At 65.7% G+C, this 7,812-nt stretch carries 5 protein-coding genes and 1 riboswitch; all 5 genes read right to left on the bottom strand.

All coding sequences use genetic code 11. From position 1 onward, the window contains the following. Positions 1-119: 119 nt before the first annotated feature. The 5 genes from ACYCAX_RS20015 to ACYCAX_RS19995 all read right to left on the bottom strand — a co-directional run bounded on the left by ACYCAX_RS20015 (position 120) and on the right by ACYCAX_RS19995 (position 7,687). Positions 120-2,132: a DEAD/DEAH box helicase gene (locus tag ACYCAX_RS20015; RefSeq protein ID WP_460248690.1), complete on the bottom strand. Its 2,013-nt coding sequence runs from the start codon at positions 2,130-2,132 to the stop codon at positions 120-122. A gap of 154 nt (positions 2,133-2,286) precedes the next feature. After that, on the bottom strand, positions 2,287-3,132 hold the full coding sequence (metF, locus tag ACYCAX_RS20010) for a methylenetetrahydrofolate reductase [NAD(P)H] (RefSeq protein ID WP_460248689.1): 846 nt from the start codon (positions 3,130-3,132) through the stop codon (positions 2,287-2,289). A gap of 97 nt (positions 3,133-3,229) precedes the next feature. Continuing rightward, complete coding sequence (ahcY, locus tag ACYCAX_RS20005) at positions 3,230-4,639, bottom strand: adenosylhomocysteinase (protein WP_460248688.1); 1,410 nt, start codon at positions 4,637-4,639, stop codon at positions 3,230-3,232. A 23-nt stretch (positions 4,640-4,662) separates the two neighbouring features. After that, positions 4,663-4,836, bottom strand: a riboswitch (S-adenosyl-L-homocysteine riboswitch). 335 nt (positions 4,837-5,171) lie between these two features. Next, positions 5,172-6,395: a CaiB/BaiF CoA transferase family protein gene (locus tag ACYCAX_RS20000; RefSeq protein WP_460248687.1), complete on the bottom strand. Its 1,224-nt coding sequence runs from the start codon at positions 6,393-6,395 to the stop codon at positions 5,172-5,174. A gap of 110 nt (positions 6,396-6,505) precedes the next feature. Then, entirely contained in the window at positions 6,506-7,687 is a 1,182-nt protein-coding gene (locus ACYCAX_RS19995) for an acyl-CoA dehydrogenase (RefSeq protein WP_015479271.1), read from the bottom strand. Positions 7,688-7,812 lie beyond the last annotated feature (125 nt).

Below are 7,812 nucleotides of genomic sequence, written 5' to 3'. Positions count from 1 at the left end.
CACAACTGGGTATCCGCTGGCAACGTGTAATGCCCGTTCGCTTACGACGCGACAGCGGCATTGTGTGCCTTCGAGCGGGCAAAAAGAAACCGCCCCGGAGGGCGGTTTCTTCTACAGCATCACTCGCGATTGCGGGTCAGCAGCGCCGGACGCTCGGTCTTGCGGCGCGGTTCCAGTTCTTCCAACTGCTCGGCGGTAGGGAAGCGGTCGGTGCGGAGCAGGTCGCGCTTGTTGATCACCACCGGCTGACGGGTCGGCTTGGCGGCGCCGTATTCGCTCGGCTCGCGCAGCGGGGCGTCGTTCATGCGCGAGGCCGGTGCCTTGCCGCCGCGCTTGCGCTGGCCCTGCTTGCCCTGGCTGCCACCCTGGCCCTGGCCGCGAGCGCCGCCGGGCTTCTTGGCAGCCTTGCCCTGGCCTTGCCCCTGCCCCTGGCCACGGTTCTGGCTTTGGCCCTGACCCTGACCGCCGCCCTGACCACGGCTGCGCTGCTGTTGGCCTTGCCCCTGGCTCTGTCCTTGGCCTTGGCCGCCACGGCGACGCTGGCCGCGCGGTTGGTCCTTGTCCGGGAACGGGCTGACGTAGTCGGCACGATTGCCGAAGTTGTCGAAATCGTCGTCGAGGAACTCTTCCGGATCGCGATCCGGATCGACCTTCGGTGCGCGCGCCTGCTGCTTGGGCTGTTGTTGCTGGCGGCCCTGGCTCTGTTGGCGCGGTTGGGCGTTGGCATTGGGCTGGGCATCGCCGCCCTGGCCATCACCTTTCTTCTTGCCCCGGCCGCCACGGCGGCGGCGCTTGCCGGCCGGCTTGTCGCCTTCGGCGGCTTCGACTGCGGCAGGAGCGGCGTTGTGTTGCTCTTCGGCCTGCGGCTGCTGGGGTTTGTCCCTGGTGCGCTCCTTGCGCTCGCCACGCTTGGCCTTGTCCTTGCGCGGCTGGCGCTGCGGCGCCTCCTTCGGCTCGGGCTGCTGGACTTCCGGCAGCACGGCGTCAGGGTCGAAGCCCTGCATGTCGCCGTCGGGGATGCGCTGCTTGGTCAGGCGTTCGATGGCCTTGAGCAGCTTGTCCTCGTCCGGCGCCACCAGCGAGATGGCTTCACCGCTACGCCCGGCGCGGCCGGTACGACCGATGCGGTGGACGTAGTCTTCCTCGACGTTGGGCAGTTCATAGTTGACCACGTGGGGCAACTGGTCGATGTCCAGGCCGCGGGCGGCGATGTCGGTGGCGACCAGGATACGCACGTCGTTGGCCTTGAAGTCGGCCAGGGCCTTGGTGCGCGCATTCTGGCTCTTGTTGCCGTGGATCGCGGCGGCCGGCAGGCCGTGCTTGGAGAGGTACTCGGCGAGGCGGTTGGCGCCGTGCTTGGTGCGGGTGAACACCAGCACCTGTTCCCAGGCGCCCACGGTCACCAGGTGCGCCAGCAGGACGCGCTTCTGTACGGCGGGGATGCGGAACACGCGCTGTTCGATGCGTTCGACGGTGGTGTTCGGCGGGGTGACCTCGATGCGCTCCGGGTTGTGCAGGAGCTTGTTGGTGAGGTCGATGATGTCTTTCGAGAAGGTCGCCGAGAACAGCAGGTTCTGGCGCTTGGCCGGCAGCTTGGCGAGGACCTTCTTGACGTCGTGGATGAAGCCCATGTCGAGCATGCGGTCGGCTTCGTCGAGGACGAGGATTTCCACGCGGGACAGGTCGACGCTGCCCTGACCGATCAGATCGAGCAGGCGGCCGGGGCAGGCGACCAGGACATCGACGCCCTTGGACATGGCCTGGACCTGGGGATTCATGCCGACGCCGCCGAAGATGCAGGCGCTTTTCAGGGGCAGGTCGCGGGCGTAGACCTTGAAGCTGTCATGCACCTGGGCGGCCAGTTCGCGAGTCGGGGTCAGTACCAGCACGCGCGCCTGGCGCGGGCCGTGGCGGTGTTCGCGGTCGGGGTGGCCTTCGGGAAACAGGCGCTCGAGCACCGGGAGGGCGAAGCCGCCGGTCTTGCCGGTGCCGGTCTGGGCGGCAACCATCAGGTCGCGGCCCTGGAGCACGGCGGGGATGGCGCGTTCCTGGACGGGGGTGGGGCGCGCGTAGCCGGCGGCTTCAACGGCGCCAGCCAGGGCCTCGGAGAGACCGAGGGAGGAAAAGGACATGCGGGGTTCCTGTAGGCCGGCGACCTGCCGGCTCAAGGGCGCGTGATTTCAAGCTCGGGGCGAGCGCTCAGCCGGTGGCTGGAAGCACCCCGTCCACGATACGCCGGCGTTGCGCTGGCCGGGATCGCGGACGGTAAGCCCGGAGCAATGATCCTCAGCGGGGGAGCTTGAGGTTGTTCCAGAGCGCCAGGCTGGGGTCAGCCTGGTTCAGGGTGTAGAAATGCAGACCGGGTGCGCCGCCTTCGAGGAGGCGTTCGCACATGTCGGTGATGACCTGCTCACCAAAGGCCTGGATGCTGGCGATGTCGTCGCCGTAGGCTTCCAGCTGCTTGCGAATCCAGCGGGGGATTTCCGCGCCACAGGCGTCGGAGAAGCGGGCCAGTTTGGTGTAGTTGGTGATCGGCATGATACCCGGTACGACCGGAATGCTGACACCGAGTTTCTCCGCACGCTCGACAAAATGGAAGTAGCTGTCGGCGTTGAAGAAGTATTGTGTGATGGCAGAGTCGGCGCCGGCTTTGACCTTGCGCACGAAATTCGCCAGATCATCCTCGAAATTACGTGCCTGCGGGTGAACTTCCGGATAGGCGGCAACTTCGATGTGGAAGTGATCACCGGTTTCGGCGCGGATGAATTCCACCAGTTCGTTGGCGTAGCGCAGCTCGCCGCTGGCCATACCCATGCCCGAGGGCAGGTCGCCGCGCAGGGCGACGATGCGGCGGATGCCGGCGTCCTTGTAGTGGGCGAGCAGGGCGCGCAGTTCGGCCTTGGTGTCGCCGACGCAGGACAGGTGCGGGGCGGTGGGTACCTGCACGTCGCCGTCGAGCTGCAGCACGGTGGTCAGGGTGCGGTCGCGGGTCGAGCCGCCGGCCCCGTAGGTGCAGGAGAAAAAGTCGGGCTTGTACGTGGCCAGCTGGCGCGCGGTGGCCAGCAGTTTTTCATGGCCGGCTTCGGTCTTGGCGGGGAAGAACTCGAAGCTGAAACGGCGTTCTTGGGACATAGGAGAAGGTTCTCTTCTCAGCTTCAAGCTGCAAGCTCCAAGCTGCAAGCAGGAGCGACCTGGCTTGCAGCTTGCGGCTTATCGCTTGCAGCTGCTGTTAGTAACGGTAGGTGTCCGGCTTGAACGGGCCTTCCACGGTCACGCCGATGTAATCGGCCTGCTGCTTGGTCAGCTGGGTGACGACGCCACCGAAGCCCTTGACCATCTCCAGGGCGACTTCCTCGTCGAGCTTCTTGGGCAGTACTTCGACGGTCAGGCGCTGGGCTTTCTTCTCGGCGGAGAGGTCGGCGTACTTCTGCTCGAACAGGAAGATCTGCGCCAGCACCTGGTTGGCGAAGGAGCCGTCCATGATGCGGCTTGGGTGGCCGGTGGCGTTGCCCAGGTTCACCAGGCGGCCTTCGGCCAGCAGGATCAGGTAGTCGTCGTTGGCCGGATCGAAGTCGCCGGCGCCGGTGCGGTGGATCTTGTGCACCTGCGGCTTGACCTCTTCCCAGGCCCAGTTCTTGCGCATGAAGGCGGTGTCGATCTCGTTGTCGAAGTGACCGATGTTGCACACCACGGCGCGCTTCTTCAGCGCTTTCAGCATGCCGGCGTCGCAGACGTTGACGTTGCCGGTGGTGGTGACGATCAGGTCGATCCTGCCCAGCAGGGCGGCGTCAACGCTGGCTTCGGTGCCGTCGTTCAGGCCGTTCTTGTACGGGGAGACCAGCTCGAAGCCGTCCATGCAGGCCTGCATGGCGCAGATCGGGTCGACTTCGGAAACCTTCACGATCATGCCTTCCTGGCGCAGGGACTGGGCGGAGCCCTTGCCCACGTCGCCGTAGCCGATCACCAGGGCCTGCTTGCCCGACAGCAGGTGGTCGGTGCCGCGCTTGATGGCGTCGTTCAGGCTGTGACGGCAGCCGTACTTGTTGTCGTTCTTGCTCTTGGTCACGGCGTCGTTGACGTTGATCGCCGGGACTTTCAGGGTGCCGGCCTTGAGCATGTCGAGCAGGCGGTGCACGCCGGTGGTGGTCTCTTCGGTGACGCCGTGGATGCGCTCGAGCATCTGCGGGTATTTCTTGTGCAGGATCTCGGTCAGGTCACCGCCGTCGTCCAGCACCATGTTGGCGTCCCACGGCTGGCCATCTTTCAGGATGGTCTGCTCGATGCACCACTCGTACTCCTGCTCGGTCTCGCCTTTCCAGGCGAAGACCGGGATACCGGCGGCGGCGATGGCGGCGGCGGCCTGGTCCTGGGTGGAGAAGATGTTGCAGGACGACCAGCGCACTTCGGCGCCCAGCGCGGTCAGGGTCTCGATCAGCACGCCGGTCTGGATGGTCATGTGGATGCAACCGAGGATCTTCGCGCCTTTCAGCGGCTGGCTGGCGGCGTACTTGCGGCGCAGGCCCATCAGAGCCGGCATTTCGGACTCGGCGATGATCAGCTCGCGGCGGCCCCAGGCGGCCAGGGAAATGTCGGCGACTTTGAAGTCGGTGAAACCGGCAGGCGTCATGACAGCGCTCATGAAGAGTTCTCCATTCGTTTGTGTGCGAATGGGCGCCGTTGGTGCGTTGACAGGGCGGGGAAACGGCCCTGTGAGCGCGCTCCGTTCGAGCCTGACAGGTGGAGCCTGATTCGGATCTGCTCGGGCGGCGCAGAAAAAACTCTGCGGCCTACAAGATCCGAAACAGGCGCTAGCCTGCTGCAGCGCCCCTCGAACGGAAGGCGGGAGCGGCCGGACGGCCGCTTGAAGGGGCGATTATAGCGGCGTCGGCGGGATCGCCCAAGCCTGGCGTTGGCCATTGATCTGCTAAGAAGGGGAACTGCTCGATCCCACACACCGGCGGACGCTCCTGCGCCCGAGCACAGATCGTACGCGGCCACAAACCTGCAGGAGCCAGATTGCTCGCGAAGCTCCTTTCGCCAGCAAGCTGGCTCCTGCAGGGATCGGCGTCGGGGGAAACAAAAAAATACGCCACGGGGCCGTGACTACCCGTGGCGCAAGAACCGGCCTTGGGAAAGCCGGGCTGATCGTTCGCAAGGGGGCGAACAGTCTGTCAGATCACTTTGCTTTCCCGCAGTTTCACTTGCGCGGCACCGTCGAGCCCGAGCACGCCTTCGAGAATTTCCGCCGTGTGCTGGCCGAGGGTCGGCGGGGCGTTGCGGTATTCAACCGGCGTTTCGGACAGGCGGATCGGGCTGGCCACCTGCGGCACGCTGCCGGCCAGCGGATGCGGCAGGTCCACGCGCAACTGGCGGGCGATCACCTGCGGGTCGGCGAAGACCTGCGACAGGTCGTTGATCGGGCCGCACGGCACGCTGGCGCGCTCGAGGATCTCGATCCATTCGGCGGTGGTGCGCATCACGGTGGACTGGCGGATCAGCGGGATCAGCACGTCGCGGTTGGCGACCCGCGCCTTGTTGGTGGCGAAGCGCTCGTCGTCGGCCCACTCGGGGTGGCCGGCCAGTTCGGCGAACTTGCGGAACTGCCCGTCGTTGCCGACGGTGAGGATGAAGTCGCCATCCGCGGTCGGGAAGTCCTGGTACGGCACGATGTTCGGGTGCGCGTTGCCCAGCCGGCGCGGCGGGATGCCGGTGGTCAGGTAGTTCAGGGTCTGGTTGGCCAGGCAGGCGACCTGTACGTCGAGCAGGGCCATGTCGATGTGCTGGCCGATGCCGCTGACGTCGCGATGGGCGAGGGCGGCGAGCACGGCGGTGGCGGAGTACAGGCCGGTGAGGATGTCGGTCAGCGCCACGCCGACCTTCACCGGACCCGCGCCTTCCTCATGCTCGGAGCGGCCGGTGACGCTCATCAGGCCGCCGAGGGCCTGGATCATGAAGTCGTAGCCCGGGCGCTTGGCGTAGGGCCCGCTCTGGCCGAAGCCGGTGATCGAGCAGTAGATCAGCTTCGGGTTGATCTGCTTCAGCGATTCGTAATCCAGGCCATAGGCCTTGAGGCCGCCGACCTTGAAGTTTTCCAGCACCACGTCGGATTTCGCCGCCAGTTCGCGGACGATGCGTTGGCCTTCCGGCTGGGTGAAGTCGACGGTGACGGACTTCTTGTTGCGGTTGGCCGACAGGAAGTAGGCCGCCTCGCTGGTGTCGCGCCCGTCGGCGTCCTTGAGGAACGGCGGGCCCCAGTGGCGGGTGTCGTCGCCGACTTCCGGGCGCTCGATCTTGATCACCTCGGCGCCGAGGTCGGCGAGGATCTGCCCGGCCCAGGGGCCGGCGAGTACGCGGGAGAGGTCGAGGACGCGGATATGGGAAAGGGCACCGGACATCGCGGGATTCCTTTGCTGGGTGACGAGCACTTTGTAGGAGCGAGCTTGCTCGCGAAGCCGGTGATTCACCGATCGCCAGCAAGCTGGCTCCTACAGGCGGGGCATTGGCTTTAGAAGAAGGCCTGGATGCCGGTCTGGGCGCGGCCGAGAATCAGTGCGTGGACGTCGTGAGTACCTTCATAGGTGTTCACCACTTCCAGGTTGACCAGGTGGCGGGCTACGCCGAACTCGTCGGAGATGCCGTTGCCGCCCAGCATGTCGCGGGCCATGCGGGCGATGTCCAGGGCCTTGCCGCAGCTGTTGCGCTTCATGATCGAGGTGATTTCGACGGCGGCGGTGCCTTCGTCCTTCATCCGGCCCAGGCGCAGGCAGCCTTGCAGGGCGAGGGTGATCTCGGTCTGCATGTCGGCCAGCTTCTTCTGGATCAACTGGTTGGCGGCCAGCGGGCGGCCGAACTGCTTGCGGTCCAGGGTGTACTGGCGAGCGGTGTGCCAGCAGGCTTCGGCGGCGCCCAGGGCGCCCCAAGAGATGCCGTAGCGGGCGGAGTTCAGGCAGGTGAACGGGCCGCGCAGGCCGCGCACTTCGGGGAAGGCGTTCTCTTCGGGGACGAACACGTTGTCCATCACGATCTCGCCGGTGATGGAGGCGCGCAGGCCGACCTTGCCGTGGATCGCCGGTGCGGACAGGCCTTCCCAGCCCTTCTCGAGGACGAAGCCGCGGATCTGGCCTTCGTCATCCTTGGCCCAGACCACGAAGACGTCGGCGATCGGGCTGTTGGTGATCCACATCTTGTTGCCGGTCAGGCGGTAGCCGCCGTCGACCTTGCGGGCGCGGGTGATCAGCGAGCCCGGATCGGAGCCGTGGTTCGGTTCGGTCAGGCCGAAGCAGCCGATATATTCGCCGCTGGCCAGTTTCGGCAGGTATTTCTGCTTGGTGGCTTCGTTGCCGAACTCGTTGATCGGCACCATCACCAGGGAGGACTGCACGCTCATCATGGAGCGGTAGCCGGAGTCGACACGCTCGACTTCACGGGCGATCAGGCCGTAGCACACATAGTTCAGGCCGCTGCCGCCGTATTCGGTGGGGATGGTCGCGCCGAGCAGGCCGGTCTCGCCCATCTCGCGGAAGATCGCCGGGTCGGTCTGCTCGTGGCGGAAGGCTTCCAGCACGCGGGTGGCCAGCTTGTCCTGGGCGAACTGGTAGGCGCTGTCGCGCACCATGCGCTCTTCTTCGGTGAGTTGCTGATCCAGCAGCAGCGGATCTTCCCAGTTGAAGCTTGCTTTGGTGGCCATTGGAGAACCTCGAACAGACAATGAAGGACCCGACAAGTCTAGGCGGGTGCGGTGTGGGCCATCCTAGTCAGCCGTCGGGAAGCCGGGCAACCGACTAATTCGCACGCTGTTGTGCTATTTTGTCA

The organism is Pseudomonas sp. MT3, assembly GCF_054720805.1.
This window is presented reverse-complemented; position numbering and strand designations above follow the sequence as displayed.

Excerpts from the sequence above, each read along its gene's own strand:
- ACYCAX_RS20015 (WP_460248690.1), bottom strand. The coding sequence starts at position 2,132 with ATGTCCTTTTCCTCCCTCGGTCTCTCCGAGGCCCTGGCTGGCGCCGTT.
- metF (WP_460248689.1), bottom strand. The coding sequence starts at position 3,132 with ATGTCCCAAGAACGCCGTTTCAGCTTCGAGTTCTTCCCCGCCAAGACC.
- ahcY (WP_460248688.1), bottom strand. The coding sequence starts at position 4,639 with ATGAGCGCTGTCATGACGCCTGCCGGTTTCACCGACTTCAAAGTCGCC.
- ACYCAX_RS20000 (WP_460248687.1), bottom strand. The coding sequence starts at position 6,395 with ATGTCCGGTGCCCTTTCCCATATCCGCGTCCTCGACCTCTCCCGCGTA.
- ACYCAX_RS19995 (WP_015479271.1), bottom strand. The coding sequence starts at position 7,687 with ATGGCCACCAAAGCAAGCTTCAACTGGGAAGATCCGCTGCTGCTGGAT.